The organism is Paenibacillus praedii (assembly GCF_049725345.1).
Taxonomy (GTDB): domain Bacteria; phylum Bacillota; class Bacilli; order Paenibacillales; family Paenibacillaceae; genus Pristimantibacillus.
Genome location: NZ_JBMWAM010000005.1, coordinates 131,215 through 148,188 on the forward strand (window position 1 = coordinate 131,215; position 16,974 = coordinate 148,188).

Genomic DNA, 16,974 nt, shown 5'->3' on the forward strand with positions numbered 1-16,974 from the left:
CCTGTTTTATGACCTTTAGGTTCAGCTTCTAATGTACAAAATACATTAGAAGCAAAAAAGAAGTGCTCTAATCATAGGCCTACGTTATGATTTGTTTTTGAACTGATGAAATTTCACAAGCATATCTGATACAGCATCGATAGTAAGCGGTTTGCTCATGTAATTATCCATACCTTCTGCTAAATATCTTTCTCGATCTCCTTTTAATGCATTCGCCGTAACTGCGATAATATAAGGGCATCCCTCTGGCTTTAATGTTTCTCTTATCACTTTTGTCGCTTCAACACCACTCATCTCAGGCATTTGAATGTCCATAAAGATCATATCATACGTTTCGTATGCAACGGTTTGAATTACTTCTTTTCCGTTCGCGGCAATGCTTGCATCGTAACCAAGCTTCTTGAGCATTTTTTGTAACACCAGCTGATTGATTCGATTATCTTCAGCAATTAGAATTTTTAGAGACTTCGTTTCTCCTTGATTTCCTTCATCTGAAGCATCCTCTCGGACGGCATCTCGCTGTATTTCTTGCCAAAAATTGGCTGTGAATACGAAAACTGCCCCTGGTCCATCCGCAGGCTCAACCCATATATTTCCTCCCATGAGTTCTATGAGCCTTTTGCTGATGGCTAAGCCTAACCCGGTTCCTTCTACATTTCGCGTCATAAAATGCTCTGCCTGATAGAAGGGTTCAAATAAATGCTGGCGCTGTTCTTGGGGAATGCCGATCCCGGTATCTTTTATTGTAAACTGAATTTGCACCTGGTTATGGTCACAAATCTTATTTTGCACGGAAATGGCAACACTGCCGCTATACGTGAACTTAATCGCATTCCCTATCACATTAATAAGCACTTGTCTTAACCGATTAGAGTCCCCGGTCACATGCTGGGGAACTTCAGGACTAACCGTTACGGTCATTTCTAATTTTTTTTCCCGTACCTTGGGCGATAAGAGTTCAATCGTTTCTGTAATACAGTCCCTCATATTAAAAGGTTCTTCATTTAACGCTGTCTTGCCAGATTCAATCTTGGAAATGTCCAAAATGTCATTTATAAGGGTAAGCAGCTTATCTCCGCTTTTTTTGATAATATCTGCATATTCTTTTTGTTGTTCGTCCAATTCTGTCGTTTCCAGAAGCAAGTCTGTCATGCCAATGACCCCGTTCATCGGGGTTCGAATTTCATGACTCATCATAGCTAAAAATGCACTTTTTGTTTGGTTCATCCTCTCTGCCGTTTCCTTCTCAATCAATAGCTTCTTTTGCTCCGTAATATCCTTAGCAATAATATAATAACCGACTGATTGCTTATTAATAATGATGGGCGCTATCGTAGTTAACACCTCAACCTGATGACCATCTTTATGATTAATTTTATCAATATTTCTTTCAATAGCCGCAAGGTCCCTAGTATCCGAACGTAATTTGCTGAGATTGTCCACACCTATAAATGTTGAAATGCTCAAACTAACCATCTCTTTAACACGATAACCCGTCAGCTGTTCTGCGACTGGATTAGTGTTAATAATATTGCCTTCCAAATCAAGCGAGATGATTGCATCATGGTTGTACTTTTTTAACGATGTATATCGTTCAATGCTTTCTTCCAGTTTCAATTCTGCTTTTTTTCGTTCCGTTATTTCTTGCGTAGTTCCAATCACCTTCACAGGTGTTCCTATTTCGTCAAATTTTACCGACAAGCGTATATGTAAATACTTAACCGATTCATCAGGCTGTAAATTACGAAATTCAAAATCAAATGCATTCCCTTTCATGGCTTGTGCAAAGCAATCTAAATAGCGCTGCTGATCCTCTGGATGAATTAGATGGATGAGCTCGTCATTAGAGATGAGGTTTTTTTTGTCTAAACTGAATATTTTATAGCATTGATCAGATAATGTTACTTTATTTTGGAGGATATCCCATTCCCAGCTGCCAAGCGACGCAATTTGCTGTGCCTCGGCAAGATTATCCTCATAATTCTTTCGCTCCGTAATATCTCGCGCTATACCCAATACTTTCTGTACGTTGCCATGTTCATCTCTGATCGTTTTAATCGTTGTTTCAAACCAGATGTAGTTGCCATTTTTGTGACGCACACGACAAGAAAACAAATCATTGTCCGCATACGTTGTAGCTTGCATCACTTTCAAGTCATCAGGATGATAAAGCTCAAAATTAGCTTTACCGATGACCTCTTCCGGCTCATAGCCCAATAGTTCACGGATGGACGGAGAAACATAACGAGTTACGCCATCAGGGGTGATGTAGGTGATAAGATCTAATACATTTTCGGAAATAAGCTTAAATAATTCCCTGTATTCAAGCAATTCAAGCTCAGCATTTTTTTTTTCAGAAATATCAACAATATGAGTTAAAAAATACAAAGGGGCTCCTAACGTTTCATCACGAACTAGAGCAACATGTATACCCGTCCAAACCATATTGCCATTTTTTTGTATGTATCGTTTTTCCATCTCATAAAACGAGGAACCGCCATCCAACGCTTCTTTTCTGAGATCATTATTTTTTTCTAACTCGTCGGGGTGAGAAATGTCCCTAAACGTCAAACGCTTTAATTCCTCTTCTGTATACCCTAATATTTTACAAGCCATAGGATTAACCTTTATCCAACTTCCATCAATCGATACCAAGGCAATCCCAATTGGGGCGCGTGTGTATAACTGTTCAAAGAACGTATGATGATCGATCTGTAATTTGTCCAAATAAAGTCCCCCCCATCGCGAATATACCATTTACTCACAAAAAAATTCCTAATTATTAGTATACTATTTAAAAGTACAAAAGAAAGTTTTATATTTGATAGTATATCCCCCAGCAGACGTTGGATGGCATTCCCACTTTGCTTCCTGTCTTAATCCTCGTACATGTTCTCCTCGTCCGCAATGCTTTGAATATCCTCAGAGCTGATACTGATGTACGTGTAGCCCTCCGCCTGCTGCTTCTTCAGCGCTTTTTCCTTGAAAAACCGCGGACTGCCTTCACCTGCGTCTTCATCGTAAACGAGCAGGATGCCATCCGTTTTCCGGAACAACAGCTCGTCCCGCGCTGTGAACTGCCAGATGCCGCTGTACGGCTGATTGCTGACCGCCGCGTAATAATCGACTCCTTTTAACACCTGCTGGTAAAACTCCTTCTTATCGTCCTTCCATTTCTCTTCCGGATTGCTGTATGCGGACAGGATCGAGAGCCTCAACTGAGGATAGATCTCCTTGAGCGAAATGACGACCTCGCATGCCCAGAGATCAACACCGTATTGGCCGGGAGTGATGACCCATTCCAGTCCGTCTTCGATAAGCGGGACAAGCTTGGCCGTTAATATTTTTTTGATATAAACGATTCCCTCATGCTTCTGGCTAAAAATATTAAGCTCATGCGCGCGATAACCGGTAACGAGCAAGTTTTTCATGCGTTCAACGCCTTTTCGGATAATTATGGTTTACATCTCTCCAGTGTATGCTATAGTAGAAAAAAAACAAATTGAATATCGAATTTAATTCACTAGGGGAGTCTACCGACTGAGACGGAGCGCATGCTCCGGACCCTTGGAACCTGATCTGGATCATTCCAGCGGAGGGAAGTGGAGCAGACACTTTCATACATGCGCGCATGCGTTTTTGAAAATAATGACCGCTCGTTTCCTTTTGGAGACGGGCGGCTTTTTTTATAGAAGCTGACGCTAATTTGTAGAGACATAAACGGAGGAGAACATCCATGGCGACTCTAATCCATACAAACGAAAATGTTGAAACTGCACATAAAGCATTGACAATAGCCGGCTCGGACAGCGGCGGCGGCGCAGGTATTCAAGCGGATCTGAAAACATTCCAGGAGCTTGGCGCATATGGCATGTCCGTCATAACCGCTGTCACTGCGCAAAACACGCTAGGCGTGCAAGGTGTATATCCGATGGAGGCTGAGGCGGTCAGCATGCAGCTAGATTCGATTGGCGAGGACCTGACGCCTAATGCAGTCAAGACAGGAATGCTGTACAGCGCTGAAATCATTCAATTGATCGCGGACAAAATAGCCTTATATCAGTGGAGAAATCTGGTGATCGACCCCGTCATGGTCGCCAAAGGCGGCTCTCCTCTTCTTCAGCAGACTGCTATTCAATCACTAATAAAGCATTTGGTGCCGCTCGCGCTAGTCACAACTCCTAATATCCCGGAGGCCGAGCTGCTTACGAGAATGGCAATCCGCACACTAAGCGACCGAGAGGAAGCGGCAAAGCAAATGATTCAAATGGGCTCGCGATATGTCGTCATCAAAGGCGGACACGATACGGGCAGCCGGCTCGTCGATCTTGTGTATGACGGCGATCGCTTCACTTATATGGAGAGCGATCGTATCGATACCCGCCATACTCATGGCACCGGCTGCACCTACTCAGCCGCTCTAACAGCCGGGCTGGCAGCCGGCAAAACCGTAACGGAAGCAATTGAAACCGCAAAAAGCTTCATTCAAGCGGCGATCGAGGATCAGCTCGGCATTGGCGGCGGACATGGACCGACGAATCATTTCGCTTATCGTCGAATTCGCGTCTGATGGCTCAAAAAAAAAAAGAGCACTTGAGCTGCCGATTGCGGCATCGTTCAAGTGCTCTTTCAAATGCTAGCGATTGTCGACCTTCTCTGGGTAAAGATCGTGGTTCATGAGACGGTGCTCCGCCATCGACTCATATTTAGTGCCGGGTTGACCCCAGTTGCAGTAGGGATCGATGGAAATGCCGCCGCGCGGCGTGAACTTGCCCCAAACCTCGATGTAACGGGGATTCATGAGCGCGATGAGATCATTCATAATGATATTCATACAGTCCTCATGAAAATCGCCGTGATTACGGAAGCTGAACAAGTACAGCTTGAGCGACTTGCTTTCGACCATTTTGCGGTCGGGGATGTAAGAGATATAGATGGTCGCAAAATCCGGCTGCCCCGTCATCGGACAAAGACTCGTAAATTCCGGACAGTTAAATTTAACGAAATAATCCCGATTCGGATGCTTATTATCAAACGCCTCCAGCACGGACGGCGTGTAATTGAATAAATATGAGGTTCCTTGGTTGCCGAGCAGCGTTATGCCGCTCAGCTCTTCCTTGCTTCTGCCTTCCATGGTAGCTTCCGCCCTTCTTGTTTTATAGGTGTTAAACGCCCTTCTTATTGCCCCATACCCATGTATGAAGCTGAGGCAGCACATGCACCCGCTTCAAATCCGGATCAGGCATGACGCGCTCGATCAGCCACTCATAGCGCTCCAGCAGGTACGGAAGCATACGGTTCGGCTCCGTTTCCTGCAGATTGGCGTTGCCTGCCTGCACGTAGAATGGAACCTGCGGGTACCGCAAATGAACAAATGTCGCATATTCGAGGTCGATCTCATCGAACACGACCGTTTTTACGGAAAAGCTTCTCGAGCGTTCGTTCAGCTTACCGACAATGTCATCGAGTATACTCCAGTCGGTTTTCATACCGGAGCTTGGAGGCTTGGGAGAAAGCGTCAGCTCATCGATGCTCCAAAACCAATCCTGCCAGCGGCTACCCTGCGTCTCCAGCGCGACACTCATCCCTTCCTCATGAAGAAGATTGACTAACGCCCCAAGCTGCGGCAGCAGTGCCGGGTTACCTCCGGATATCGTCACATGTTCAAACGTGCTGCCCCCGGTTTCTTTAAGTTGTTCCACAATATCATGTGCCGTCAGCATGCGAATATCGTCCTTTGCGCTGCCGTCCCAGGTAAAGGCGGAATCACACCAGGAGCAGCTGTAATCGCAGCCTGCCGTGCGCACGAACATCGTTTTGCGGCCTATCACCATGCCTTCTCCTTGCACGGTCGGCCCGAATATTTCAATAACAGGGATTCGTTTCTCGCTAGTCGTCATGCGATCCCGCCTTCCGCTTAGGACGATAAATGCAATAGCTCGTCGGCGTTTCACGCAAATACACCTGTACGCACTGCGCGCCGTTTGTCACACCGTCCAAATGCTTCTGCACAAGCTCGCAAATGGTACGAGCCACCACCTCGGTTGTCGGGAAAAGCGCTGGATTGTCATCGCTGAAGTTCGATGTGTCATCATTCAGCACGGTGTGGTCGAATCGGTCGTGGATCAGCTTTTTGATGATGCCGAAGTTTACGAGAAAGCCTGCCGAATCGAGCTCGTCGCCTGCTATCGTTACGTTTGCAAAATACGTATGACCATGCATTTGACGGCATTTTCCCGCTTCCTCCGCAGGAATATAGTGAGCCGCAGCAAAATGGAAATCTTTATTAAGCTCATATTGAAAAGGATGATTAACGGCTGGATAAATTTGCTGCAGCATCAGGAGTCCGCCTCCTGACTGTCGCGGATTGTCAAATAATCGTTTAGCCCTTTTTGGCGCAGCAGACATGCTGGGCATTGTCCGCAGCCGTCGGCCACGATGCCGTTATAGCAGGTTAAGGTCCGCGTCCTCACGAAATCGAACGCCCCATGCTCGTCGGCCAGCGCCCACGTCTCCGCTTTGTTCAACCACATGAGCGGCGTATCGATGACAAACGGATAGTCCATCGATAGATTCAGCGTCACATTCAGCGATTTTACAAAAACGTCCCTGCAGTCGGGATATCCGCTAAAGTCCGTCTCGCACACGCCAGTGACGATATGGTTAGCGCCAATTTGCTTGCCCAGAATAGCTGCGAAGGTGAGGAAAAGCAGATTGCGTCCGTCGACAAAGGTTGTCGGGAGCTCGCCTTCCTTTTGTTCAATGGCGATATCATTTCTAGTGAGTGCGTTCGGCGCCAGCTGGCCCAGCAGCGACATATCGAGAATATGATGCTTGATGGAGAGCTCAGCCGCAATGCTCGCTGCGCATTCCAGCTCCTGCATATGCCGTTGTCCATAGTTGAAGGTAACAGCCTCAACCTCCTCGAATCGTTCCATCGCCCAGAAAAGGCATGTCGTGCTATCTTGGCCGCCGCTAAATACAACGATTGCTTTATCTTTTTTCATGCTCTTCTTCCTCTCTTGAATGAGAAGACAGAGATTGCCCGAATTCCTTCTTTGCTCGCTAAAAAAAACCAAAGAAACAGCGCGAAGCGGTGAAGCCCTCCTCGCGCCGAACGCAAAAACGACGATGTCTCCTTACGGGACAATCGTTTTGCATAGTTTTTTATAGAGGGAGTTCGCGAACCTCTCCCGGAAGCCCATCATGTCTAAGCACGAGACACCGGAATTTCTTCTTCAGTTGTTCATCATCTAGTACTATAGCACAGTGAACGCAGGATGGGAACAGAAAGGTTTTTTACAGCGCAATCTCTTGCAGCTGTTCAAGCGACAGCAGCATATGCTCGATGAGCTCTGGCAAATCCTCCATTTGCTCCTCGGTAATTTTACGATTAAAGCTGAGCTCGATCGTATTCGAATAAACAGGCGGCGACATGCCATGAACATAGCTGATCGTTTGGGTTGGCGCCGTATCCGGCTGCCAAACCCGCTGGAGAATTTGCTCTGCTTGCTCGCAAGAAAGCTGCACATCGTTTATCTTCATATAAAAGCGCAGTCGCAGCGTACATGCCGGAGTTTCTCCTTTCAGCTCCAAAATTTCGGCTGCCAGATCCTTAAGCGACGCACGCAGCTGTATCTCTGCAGTGACGCCGCTGCGATCCGCCAGCGCAAACTGCAGCGCGAACTCTCTGGACATCACCGCCAGCTCAAGCCGATCCCGGCGATTCGTGATGTCTATTCTTCGGTCCAGATTGTCTAAGTCATAAAGCTGATTCTCAAAGGCTACCTTCAGATTTTCAAATACTGTCGGGTCAAACATGATGCCTCCCTCGCTTATCCTGCTATGTTGTTGCAGCTATTATAACAGAAAATAGAGCCGCTCTTCGTTGGAACGTATAAGTCGAGTGGCTACAAAGTACCTCGACAACTACCTTGTATGGTTCTTGTTTGTAGACAGTCGAGGACATGAAAGCAGCAAACAGAACATCAATGATATGCTTATTTCTTCGTTTGCTTTTGAAATGCCCGAAATATTTAATAGTATCCGTTTGTCAGCTTTAAATTGGGCAAGTTAACGACAAAGGGGCTGGAAAAGTTTATAATATTCTTAGAGTTGAGCAGAGTTGAGTATAGAAAGGTGAGCTGAGAAAATGGCGCAAATTAAAGTTTATGGGGTTAACGAGAAGTTGAATCTTATTAAGGAAAACCTTTCGGAGGTAATCCACTCTTGTGTAGTTGATGCTTTTCAATTCCCTCCAGACAAAAGGTTCCATCGGTTTTTCCCAATGCAGAAAGAAGACTTTATTTTTGCAAATGGTCGTTCAGATGCGTATACAATCATTGAAGTCAGTATTTTTGAGGGAAGGTCAGTAGAGGCTAAAAAACAGCTAATTAATCTGTTATTCCAGCGAATTGGCGAATATGTGGGTATTACGCCGAATGACCTTGAAATTACGATTTTTGAAACCCCAATACAAAACTGGGGAATCAGGGGAGTGCCCGCAGACGAACTGCAATTAAACTATAAAGTGAATGTTTAAAAATGTTGAGCAGCCGAAAAGGGCTGCTCTTTACTTTCATATGAAATCAACAATAAATTTTAACAGAGCCTTAAAAATAAGGTAAGCGGTGACAAGCCAAGCTCGCGAATACCCTCGGCTACGAGTCCGGCGACCAATATGCCGCCATGCTCTTGGAAATGCGTTTCATCCTGCGCGCCTTCGACGGCTCATCCCCAAGCTCCTCATACAACGCTTTACTTTTCGCAGCGAGATCGAGTCATTGCAGCACCTTCCTATGCGTTTGATAGGCCAAACTCACTCCTTATGTTATCACTGCCCTTGAAGAAGCTAGTTTTTGGCTTATTTTAGCATAACAGAACGTATTCGAATATAAAGCCAATTAATCGACCTGTTTGTTCAAAAAACAGACCCGTGCAAGCCTCAATCCCTGCATTCTGACAAAATTTGCGTTAAGCACATAATTCCGTATACTTATAGATAGGTATTATGCACGATCTACTTACTGATTGAGGTGAAATGGTGGAGGAATTGAAACAAGCCTATCAGACAATGGGGCTGCCCGAATTTGCAGCCAAGGAGGAAGTGGAGAAGCGTTATACGACGCTTATGCGTCAAGCGCGCTCCAGATCGAAGCAGCAGGATCAAAACGCGGAGGACGCGGAGGCTTCCTTTGCGAAGATTACGCAAGCGTATCGGCTGATTTTGGAGCATGAGGACCGCAAGGTAACGGAAGCCTTCAACGAGCAGGAATACGGAAAGTACAAGAATATGGCGGGAAAAGCTCAGAAAATGGACCATTTCTGGCGCTATTACAAGTTTCATACGATTGGCGCCATTGCGGCGGTAGCACTTATTATTTATGGTATTATCAGCTTCATCGATTATCGTGCGGAGCAGGAGCGGCTTGCGAATCTGCCGCCTGTTGACTTGGATGTGGCTTTCATGGGCAATTTCATGCTGAAGGAAGAAGCGCCTAAGGATGAGCCTCTGGAAAACGCGCTTTTGACCGCGTTTCCTGATTGGAAACGGTTCGTGACGAAGGTGACCTTCGTTCCTCAGGATGATGCAGCGCAATTTGCCTATTTGCAGAAAGCCGTGCTTGAGCTGGCAACAGAAAAACCAGATGTGTATATTATGGACAAGAGTATTTTTGAATGGATCGGTATGCAGGGCATACTATTGAAGCTCGATGAAGCAGCAGAAGGCGAGCTCCAGCCGCTACTGAAGGACGGTGATGCGCTTATGCTGAAGACGGAGGACGATACTCAAGAGCATGTATATGGTATCGATCTGGGCGAGACCGCCATCGTCAACGATCTCCCGATCTATTATCAGGACATGATTATCGCCATCCGTGTCGATAGCCAAAGACCGGATAAAGCGTTGGCTTTTATGAAGAAGTATTTGAAGACCTCGAAGGAATAGTTTTTAATCAAGCCAGCCCTTTGCCATCAATTCAAGTTGATAGCAAAGGGCTGGCTTTTTCAATTCCAATTCTCAGAGTTATTTTTTCTTCTACGATCCGATTTTTCACACCGTTGATGTTATGATTAGAGACTGATAAAAGCACTCGATTTCTATAGGACTAGCCCTTCTGAAATCATTGCAATATTGCGCTTCGACAGCTTCTCCACATCTAGCAGCGGTATGGTGCTGCACCTCCAATCATGAACAGCTCGGGCTGCATCACGTGCAATAAACACTTTATAAGCATGGCAATTTTATCATCCTTTATCCAACAAGAAGCGCATAAACAATGCCAGGTCCATGGACGCCAATCGTCAGATCATTCTCTATATCGGAGGAACGGCTGGGTCCTGATATGAAATGAATACCCGCCGGCAGCTGTTCGCGTCCAGCTTCATCGAACTGGACTAGCACCTCTCCGAGCCTTGTTTTCAACCGCTCAACAGGAAGGATAATCATCAGCACGGTAGGCAGCAGACTGACGGAACGGCCTTTATTTTCCGCTGAAAGCACAGTTACCGACCCCGTATAGGCGACTGCATGATCAGCAATGACAATGCCGAAGTCCGCTTCTGCCGCTCGGGCGCGCCAGTATTGCTCCGAATCGGTATTCCACGCGGTCACCTGCGAATCGGACAGCGCTGCTTCCAGATCAAGAGCAGCCAGCTCAGGCTGATTTTGATGAATAACGTATTTGGCGCTCATTTCTTCAGCCTTCTGTACGATGAATTGTTTCGCATCGTCCATCGTTTGAAGACGGGCAACATGGCCCCCGACAGAGAGAAAATTGTCCGTGAACTCCTTAATTCGCTCCTCCTCAGTCCATTCGAACTCCTTCCAAAAATCCGGGGCGCCGCGGAAAGGATGGAGCGGCTTCTCAAACATTCTCGGATGCCTCAGCTTAGCTGCAATATCGTTCATGAACAGCTCCTGCTTCACGCGAGATTCCGCCTCCAGCTTATCCAGCCACTGCTTATGCGTATGATCAGCCATGTCCGTGCCCTCCTTTGCCTTCCTTCTGCTCTTGCTCGCGCTTTCGAACCAGCTCCTCCATCCGATTTTGCATCGATGGCTCCACATCCTTGAGGCCTTGCTTCAGCTCCTGATCGAGCGTCGCCCAGCGGTCGCGGAACGATTCCTTTGGAAGACTCGGCGTTACGCGGTAGGTGTTCCAGCCTTTGAGCGGTCCTAGCTTGGTTTTAATCATGCCGCTTCGGACGACTAGCTTCTGTCCCAGCTTGCCCAGTCGGAGCATACCCCCGAGGCGGGCGGAGCTGCCCATCACAGTTGCAAAGCCCTGCATGCCGATCGATTCCAGCTTGCTGCCATTGCCGCTCTCCACCTTGCGCCTGCGCAGGTAGACAAGCATATCATGCAGCGGAATTTTGACAGGGCATGCTTCATAGCAAGCGCCGCATAAGCTTGAGGCACTCGCGATGTCATCCCACTCCGCGATATTTTTATTAAGCGAGGGCGTCAGTACTGCGCCAATCGGACCACTGTAGGTGCTGCCATAAGCATGGCCGCCAATGTGGCGGTATACCGGGCATGCATTCAAGCATGCTCCGCAGCGAATACAGTTCAGCAGCTCTTGAAACTCGGGGTCGCCGAGTTGGAGCGATCGTCCGTTGTCTACTATAATAATGTGCATTTCGTCAGGTCCGTCGGCGTCCTTCACGCGGCGCGGTCCCGTAATGCCCGACATATACATCGTCAGCTTCTGGCCTGTTGCGGAGCGAGGCAGCAGCGTGGCCATCACTTCAAGATCTTCCCAGGAAGGAATAATACGCTCCATCCCCATCAGTGTAATTTGTGTCTTCGGCACCGTCGTCACCATACGTGCATTGCCTTCATTTTCGAATAGCACCATGGAACCCGTCTCCGCAATTGCGAAGTTGCAGCCGGTCATGCCAATCTCGGCCTCCAGAAACTTCTCCCTCAGCTTCTTCCGAACGAAGCCTGCTAAAGCGGTCGTGTCCGGCGGCAGCTCGTAGCCCGCTTCCTTCGATAATAGCTCCGCAATTTGGTATCGATTCTTGTGGATCGCAGGTATAACGATATGCGATGGCATCTCCCCTGCCAGCTGAATAATATATTCGCCGAGATCCGTTTCCACCGCTTCAACGCCGATCGATTCGAGCGCTTGGTTGAGATGCAGCTCCTCCGACACCATCGACTTCGATTTCACAACTGACTTCGCCGACGCATGCTCGGCAATGCCGAGAGACAGCCTCACCGCTTCCTCACCCGTATTGGCAAAATGAACATGCACACCGTTTGCCCGCGCATGATTGACGAACAGATTTAAGTAATAATCAAGATGAGCAATGGTATGAAGACGAATTTGCTTGCCGCGCTCCCGCCATTCCTCCCAGTTGCCATGCTCCTCAGATGCCTTTTTCTTTCCGTTGCGTAGCCGCTCTGTCGTGAAACGCACCGCTTTGCGAAGAAATTCATCATTTAGCGCAAGCTCCGCTCTCGCTTTGACCGTTGCTTCTGTCTTCGCTCCAGCCCCCATGCTACTGCACCCCTTCATAAAGCAATTCTGCCAAGTGCATCACTCTTACAGGCTCATTGCGATAGTGCAAATTTCCTGCAATGTTGAGCAAGCACGCCATATCGAGACCGACCAGCACCTCGGCTTCCGTCTCCAGCACATGATCTACCTTTTCCGTCACCATTGCACCGGAAATATCCGCCATCTTCACCGCAAACGTACCGCCAAAGCCGCAGCAATCCTCTGCGAAAGGCAGAGGTACAAGCTCAAGCCCTTTCACATTCTGAATAAGCGCGAGCGGCTCATCCTTAATGCCAACAATTCGGCTGCCGTGACAGGATGGATGGTAGGTAACCTTATGCGGAAAAGCCGCTCCAACGTCTGTCACGCCCAGCACCTGAACAAGAAATTGCGTAAACTCATAGGATTTGCTGTGTAATTTGTTTGCCCGCGCGAGCATAATCGGATCATCCTCAAACAGCTTCGGATAGTGATGTATCATGCCGGTACAGGAGCCAGAGGGTGAAATGACAAAGTCGCTGTCCTCAAAAGCATCGAGTATCGTCTTCGCCGAATCTCTTGCTTCCTTCCAATAGCCGCTATTAAAAGCAGGCTGACCGCAGCAGGTTTGCACCGTCGGAAACTCCAGCAAGACGCCGTACTTCGCAAGCAAACGCACCATCGCCTCGCCTACGCGCGGATACAGCGCATCGCTCAAGCAGGTAATAAATAACGAAACCTTCATCCCTGTACCCCTTTCATTACAATGATTTAATTTATAACAGGTTATCAGACAGGTTAAGCGAAAAAAGGAACGACGCGCTTGATTTACATGATGCTGCGCTCGAATCGCTCCGTTTTGTGCTATGCGATAATCAAGTATAAAGTATGCACCTCGTGTGGGAACATCTTGTCAGATCAGGTTGCTGGATAACTTGTTTTAGTTTCGTTAAAATCAGACGAAGCACGAATCAAATACTACCGGTAAGTTAGCTAAACCGTCGTTACGGTAATCTGTTTCTCCTGAAGCTGCGTCAGCAGCTCGCGAGACAATCTTCTGTCCGTAATAATCGCATCGACATCGCTCAGATCGGCTACATGCGTGAACGCCTGCACGCCGAACTTGCTGGAATCGGCCAGCAGGATGACCTGATCCGCCATACCGACCATTTTGTGCTTGATGCGTGCTTGGAGCTCATTCGATTCGCTAATGCCGCGTTCCAGATGAACACCCTTGCACGAGAAAAATACCTTATCAACATGATACGCATCGAGAGATCGCTCTGCCAGCGGTCCGACATAGGACAACGAGCGTGAAGCTAATATGCCGCCGGTTGAAATCACCTCGATTTTCCCCTTGCTGCTGAGCTCCATCGCTACTTTTATGGAATTCGTAAGCACAGTGAGCGGTATATCCGGCATGCTTGCCGCCATATACCACGCCGTCGTGCTCGCATCAAGCAGGATGCGCTCTTTTGGCTTAATCAGCTTAACCGCTTCCTCGGCGATTCGCTTCTTCTCATCGGCTTGCGTGACCTCTCGCTCGAAATAAGGAATTTCCGGCTGCTGATCCTTCACGCTAACCGCACCGCCATGGGAGCGGCGCAATCGTCCGGCTTGCTCCAAGCGGTCAAGGTCGCGCCGAATCGTTTCCTCGGTAACCTGACATTGCTCGCTTAGCTCCGTTACTCTAATGCTGCCTCTCTCATTAACCAGCTGTACAATTTTGTCGTATCGTTCCGCAACCAGCATAGCGTACCTCTTTCATATTTATAGATTTGAATGCGCAGCGAGCGCTTAAATGCCTGTCTTCTCTTTAAAAGCTGCGTAAACGCTCTCCCACTGTTCATGCTGCTCCGGTTCATACACGTCAACCGGAAAGGATTCGCGAATGACTTCACGCGCTTCCCATATATCCGCCAGCTTGCCGCTGGCTATCCACTGCACGACCATGTTGCCGATCGCGCTGCCCTCTACAGGCCCCGCCCATACCGGCTTGCCAATCGCATTCGCGGTCCACTGACAAAGCAATGTGTTTTGTATACCGCCGCCTACCATGTGCAGACCGTTGAACGAATGACCGGATAGCTGCTCCGTCAATTCAAGCACATGTCGGTATTTGAGCGCCAAGCTTTCCAATATGCAGCGCACGATTGCTCCCTCGCCCACCGGCACAGCCTGACCCGAGCGCAAGCAATACTCAGCAATTCTAGCCGGCATGTCCCCTGAATGAAGGAATATCGGATCGTCAGGATCAATGAAAGCAGCGAACGGCTTCTCTTCATCGGCCAGCTTAACTAATTCGGGGAAGCTGTATGAATTTCCTGCCCGCTCCCACGAACGTCTGCATTCCTGCAAAATCCACAGCCCCATAATGTTCTTCAGCAAGCGGAAGGTGCCGTAAGCGCCGCCCTCATTCGTAAAATTCAGCTCCTGAGCCAGCTCGTTAATGACCGGCTCACTAACCTCTGTTCCCATCAACGACCACGTACCGCAGCTAAGAAAAGCGAATGAATGCTCGAGTGCCGGTACCGCCGCAACCGCTGATCCCGTGTCGTGCTCAGCAACCGCAAACACAGGAACAGGCTCCATGTTCAATTCCTCGCATAGGGACGAGCGAAGCTGACCCACCTGCGTGCCTGGCTGAACGACCTTGCCGAACAGCTCAGGCGTGATGCCGATCGCGCGTATAAGCTGTTCATCCCATCCTCCAGCAACCGGATTAAATAGCTGCGTCGTCGTTGCATTCGAAAACTCATTGAACATTTCTCCAGTCAGAAAGTACCGAAGCAAATCAGGTATCATCAGAAAATGCTTCGCTTCCCGCAATAAGGGTGAGTCGGCCTGCTTCAAAGCAGCAAGCTGATAAATGGTATTAAACGGCAAAAATTGAATGCCTGTCTTCCCGAATATTTCAGAAGCCGACAGCTCCTGCATTACCCTATCCATAACCCCATCGGTATGATGATCGCGATAATGGTAAGGATTTCCAAGCAGCTCGCCGTTACTTCCGATGAGACCGAAATCGACCGCCCACGAATCAATGGCGATGCTTTCCAGCTTAATATCACGATGCTTAACCTTCAGCAAGCCCTGCTTCAGCTCATGGAGCAGCCGCAAAATATCCCATTGAAGCCGGTCTCCGAGCTGCACCGGATCGTTTGCAAACCGGTGCAGCTCCTCAACCTCGATCTTGCCTTCATGCAATCGGCCGAGCAGCGCCCTTCCGCTGCTCGCCCCGAGATCATAAGCGAGGATCGTCACCAGCTGGCACCGCCCTTGCCTCTCACAAGAATATCCTTGCCGTAGCTGCTGCTCAAATATGCCTTCATGGGATCGAGCGGCAAGCCCTGCTCTTCTCGGATCGCGTGAAGCAGCGGCGTCACGTCGAATTCGAAAGCGCGGCGGACGGCATCCTCTGCGCCCAGAACATCATTATTTTCAGCAGCCGCCTCTACTTCTTCATGGTTAATGAGCAGCGCCTTCGCGAACTGCGTTTGCACGTTCAGCACGGAACGAAGCATCGCTGGAATTTTTTGCTCAATGTTGTGGGATTGATCGATCATATAAGCGATATTTTCAACGTTTTTGCGGACACCCGCATCCGAGTCTCCCGCAGCGCTTAAAATTTGATAGAAAATTAAGAATAGCTCATAGGGATTAACAGAGCCCACAATGAGATCGTCATCCGCATATTTGCGGCTGTTGAAATGAAAGCCGCCGAGACGTTTCTCATCAAGCAAATAAGCCACAATATGCTCGATGTTCGCGCCTGGCAGGTGATGGCCGGTATCAACAAGCACCTCCGCCTGCGGTCCCAGCTTTTGCGCCATATTATATGCCATGCCCCAATCCGCGAGATCGGTATGGTAGAAGGCAGGCTCGAAGCATTTGTACTCAATCAGCATCCGCATGTCAGGCGTCATCGCTTTGTACATTTCTGAGAGCGCTTCAAACATCCAGCCCTTGCGCTTGCGGATGTTCCCTTGGCCCGGATAATTCGTGCCGTCTGCGAACCAAAGGCTAAGATCACGAGAACCGGTTTCCTTCGCAATGTCCACACACTCCAGCAGATGCTCCGTTGCTTTGCGGCGAATAGCCTCATCAGCGTTCGTTACGCTGCCAAGCATATAATCCTCATCCTGAAATAGATTTGGATTCACCGCACCGATAGATAGCCCAAGACTCTCGGCATGGCTTCTCAGCTTGCTGTAGTCCTCCACTTTATCCCAAGGAATGTGAATCGCAACAGACGGAGCGAGACCTGTCAAGCCGTGTACCTGGGCAGCGTCTTCGAATTTTTCGAATGGATTTCGGGGCACGCCTACCTTCTGGAAAACTTTAAAGCGGGTACCGGAATCGCCGTAGCCCCATGAAGGCGTTTCAATTTTTAGCGCTTTCAATTTCGCTTTTACTGCTTCTACATCAATGCCTCTTGCCTTCTGCTGCTCCTCAAAAAACGCATATGCTCGGTCGGACATCCCAA

General features: G+C 48.4%; 16 protein-coding genes, 1 pseudogene and 2 riboswitches. Of the genes and pseudogenes, 4 read left to right on the top strand and 13 right to left on the bottom strand.

The window, feature by feature from the left end; genetic code table 11:
* Nucleotides 1–84: 84 nt before the first annotated feature.
* Complete coding sequence (locus ACO9K6_RS06970) at nt 85–2,727, bottom strand: PAS domain S-box protein (protein ID WP_424766817.1); 2,643 nt, start codon at nt 2,725–2,727, stop codon at nt 85–87.
* 149 nt (nt 2,728–2,876) lie between these two features.
* Nucleotides 2,877–3,431 carry an SLOG family protein gene (locus ACO9K6_RS06975; protein ID WP_424766818.1) on the bottom strand — a complete coding sequence of 185 codons (555 nt, stop codon included), beginning with the start codon at nt 3,429–3,431 and terminating at the stop codon, nt 2,877–2,879.
* An 84-nt stretch (nt 3,432–3,515) separates the two neighbouring features.
* Nucleotides 3,516–3,618: riboswitch (TPP riboswitch) on the top strand.
* A gap of 118 nt (nt 3,619–3,736) precedes the next feature.
* Here ACO9K6_RS06975 and thiD point away from each other — a divergent pair.
* The gene (gene thiD / locus ACO9K6_RS06980) at nt 3,737–4,570 is read left to right on the top strand and encodes a bifunctional hydroxymethylpyrimidine kinase/phosphomethylpyrimidine kinase (protein WP_424766819.1); all 834 of its coding nucleotides are present in this window, start codon (nt 3,737–3,739) and stop codon (nt 4,568–4,570) included.
* Between the two features lie 66 nt (nt 4,571–4,636).
* On the opposite strand, the gene queF is transcribed toward thiD, so the two are convergent.
* The 5 genes from queF to ACO9K6_RS07005 all read right to left on the bottom strand — a co-directional run bounded on the left by queF (nt 4,637) and on the right by ACO9K6_RS07005 (nt 7,821).
* The gene (gene queF, locus ACO9K6_RS06985) at nt 4,637–5,134 is read right to left on the bottom strand and encodes a preQ(1) synthase (RefSeq protein ID WP_424766820.1); all 498 of its coding nucleotides are present in this window, start codon (nt 5,132–5,134) and stop codon (nt 4,637–4,639) included.
* A gap of 31 nt (nt 5,135–5,165) precedes the next feature.
* Nucleotides 5,166–5,900, bottom strand: coding sequence for a 7-carboxy-7-deazaguanine synthase QueE (gene queE / locus ACO9K6_RS06990; protein ID WP_424766821.1), 735 nt, complete (start codon nt 5,898–5,900; stop codon nt 5,166–5,168).
* A complete protein-coding gene (locus ACO9K6_RS06995) occupies nt 5,890–6,339 on the bottom strand; it encodes a 6-pyruvoyl trahydropterin synthase family protein (RefSeq protein WP_424766822.1) in 450 nt (149 codons plus the stop codon). The genes queE and ACO9K6_RS06995 overlap by 11 nt, the downstream gene beginning before the upstream one ends.
* Nucleotides 6,339–7,007: a 7-cyano-7-deazaguanine synthase QueC gene (queC, locus tag ACO9K6_RS07000; protein WP_424766823.1), complete on the bottom strand. Its 669-nt coding sequence runs from the start codon at nt 7,005–7,007 to the stop codon at nt 6,339–6,341. The genes ACO9K6_RS06995 and queC overlap by 1 nt, the downstream gene beginning before the upstream one ends.
* Before the next feature lie 146 nt (nt 7,008–7,153).
* A riboswitch (PreQ1 riboswitch) is annotated at nt 7,154–7,197 on the bottom strand.
* Nucleotides 7,198–7,299: 102 nt separating this feature from the next.
* Nucleotides 7,300–7,821, bottom strand: coding sequence for a hypothetical protein (locus ACO9K6_RS07005; RefSeq protein ID WP_424766824.1), 522 nt, complete (start codon nt 7,819–7,821; stop codon nt 7,300–7,302).
* A 79-nt stretch (nt 7,822–7,900) separates the two neighbouring features.
* On the opposite strand from ACO9K6_RS07005, the pseudogene ACO9K6_RS07010 reads away from it, so the two are divergent.
* The 3 genes and pseudogenes from ACO9K6_RS07010 to ACO9K6_RS07020 all read left to right on the top strand — a co-directional run.
* Nucleotides 7,901–8,077, top strand: a pseudogene (locus ACO9K6_RS07010) (IS1595 family transposase); the annotation flags it as partial.
* A 75-nt stretch (nt 8,078–8,152) separates the two neighbouring features.
* Entirely contained in the window at nt 8,153–8,542 is a 390-nt protein-coding gene (locus tag ACO9K6_RS07015) for a tautomerase family protein (RefSeq protein WP_424766825.1), read from the top strand.
* 501 nt (nt 8,543–9,043) lie between these two features.
* Nucleotides 9,044–9,949 (top strand): J domain-containing protein, encoded by a 906-nt coding sequence (locus tag ACO9K6_RS07020; RefSeq protein WP_424766826.1) that lies wholly within the window; start codon nt 9,044–9,046, stop codon nt 9,947–9,949.
* 306 nt (nt 9,950–10,255) lie between these two features.
* Here the strand turns inward: ACO9K6_RS07020 and ACO9K6_RS07025 are convergent, their stop codons facing one another.
* From ACO9K6_RS07025 to rhaI, 6 genes are all read right to left on the bottom strand, one after another.
* On the bottom strand, nt 10,256–10,984 hold the full coding sequence (locus tag ACO9K6_RS07025) for a LutC/YkgG family protein (RefSeq protein WP_424766827.1): 729 nt from the start codon (nt 10,982–10,984) through the stop codon (nt 10,256–10,258).
* Entirely contained in the window at nt 10,977–12,509 is a 1,533-nt protein-coding gene (locus ACO9K6_RS07030; protein WP_424766828.1) for a LutB/LldF family L-lactate oxidation iron-sulfur protein, read from the bottom strand. Before ACO9K6_RS07030 ends, ACO9K6_RS07025 begins: the two co-directional genes overlap by 8 nt.
* A gap of 1 nt (nt 12,510) precedes the next feature.
* Nucleotides 12,511–13,233, bottom strand: a complete 723-nt coding sequence (locus tag ACO9K6_RS07035) for a (Fe-S)-binding protein (protein WP_424766829.1) — start codon at nt 13,231–13,233, stop codon at nt 12,511–12,513.
* A 248-nt stretch (nt 13,234–13,481) separates the two neighbouring features.
* Nucleotides 13,482–14,240, bottom strand: a complete 759-nt coding sequence (locus tag ACO9K6_RS07040) for a DeoR/GlpR family DNA-binding transcription regulator (protein WP_424766830.1) — start codon at nt 14,238–14,240, stop codon at nt 13,482–13,484.
* A gap of 45 nt (nt 14,241–14,285) precedes the next feature.
* Entirely contained in the window at nt 14,286–15,752 is a 1,467-nt protein-coding gene (locus ACO9K6_RS07045; RefSeq protein WP_424766831.1) for a rhamnulokinase, read from the bottom strand.
* Nucleotides 15,749–16,969, bottom strand: coding sequence for an L-rhamnose isomerase (gene rhaI / locus ACO9K6_RS07050; RefSeq protein ID WP_424766832.1), 1,221 nt, complete (start codon nt 16,967–16,969; stop codon nt 15,749–15,751). Before rhaI ends, ACO9K6_RS07045 begins: the two co-directional genes overlap by 4 nt.
* Nucleotides 16,970–16,974: the final 5 nt, after the last annotated feature.

What these genes read in the sequence shown, in the direction of transcription:
- queF (WP_424766820.1), bottom strand. Translation starts at nt 5,134, where the DNA reads ATGGAAGGCAGAAGCAAGGAAGAGCTGAGCGGCATAACGCTGCTCGGC.
- ACO9K6_RS06995 (WP_424766822.1), bottom strand. Translation starts at nt 6,339, where the DNA reads ATGCTGCAGCAAATTTATCCAGCCGTTAATCATCCTTTTCAATATGAG.
- queE (WP_424766821.1), bottom strand. Translation starts at nt 5,900, where the DNA reads ATGACGACTAGCGAGAAACGAATCCCTGTTATTGAAATATTCGGGCCG.
- ACO9K6_RS07040 (WP_424766830.1), bottom strand. Translation starts at nt 14,240, where the DNA reads ATGCTGGTTGCGGAACGATACGACAAAATTGTACAGCTGGTTAATGAG.
- ACO9K6_RS07025 (WP_424766827.1), bottom strand. Translation starts at nt 10,984, where the DNA reads ATGGCTGATCATACGCATAAGCAGTGGCTGGATAAGCTGGAGGCGGAA.
- ACO9K6_RS06975 (WP_424766818.1), bottom strand. Translation starts at nt 3,431, where the DNA reads ATGAAAAACTTGCTCGTTACCGGTTATCGCGCGCATGAGCTTAATATT.
- rhaI (WP_424766832.1), bottom strand. Translation starts at nt 16,969, where the DNA reads ATGTCCGACCGAGCATATGCGTTTTTTGAGGAGCAGCAGAAGGCAAGA.
- ACO9K6_RS07015 (WP_424766825.1), top strand. Translation starts at nt 8,153, where the DNA reads ATGGCGCAAATTAAAGTTTATGGGGTTAACGAGAAGTTGAATCTTATT.
- queC (WP_424766823.1), bottom strand. Translation starts at nt 7,007, where the DNA reads ATGAAAAAAGATAAAGCAATCGTTGTATTTAGCGGCGGCCAAGATAGC.
- ACO9K6_RS07035 (WP_424766829.1), bottom strand. Translation starts at nt 13,233, where the DNA reads ATGAAGGTTTCGTTATTTATTACCTGCTTGAGCGATGCGCTGTATCCG.
- ACO9K6_RS07005 (WP_424766824.1), bottom strand. Translation starts at nt 7,821, where the DNA reads ATGTTTGACCCGACAGTATTTGAAAATCTGAAGGTAGCCTTTGAGAAT.
- ACO9K6_RS07030 (WP_424766828.1), bottom strand. Translation starts at nt 12,509, where the DNA reads ATGGGGGCTGGAGCGAAGACAGAAGCAACGGTCAAAGCGAGAGCGGAG.
- thiD (WP_424766819.1), top strand. Translation starts at nt 3,737, where the DNA reads ATGGCGACTCTAATCCATACAAACGAAAATGTTGAAACTGCACATAAA.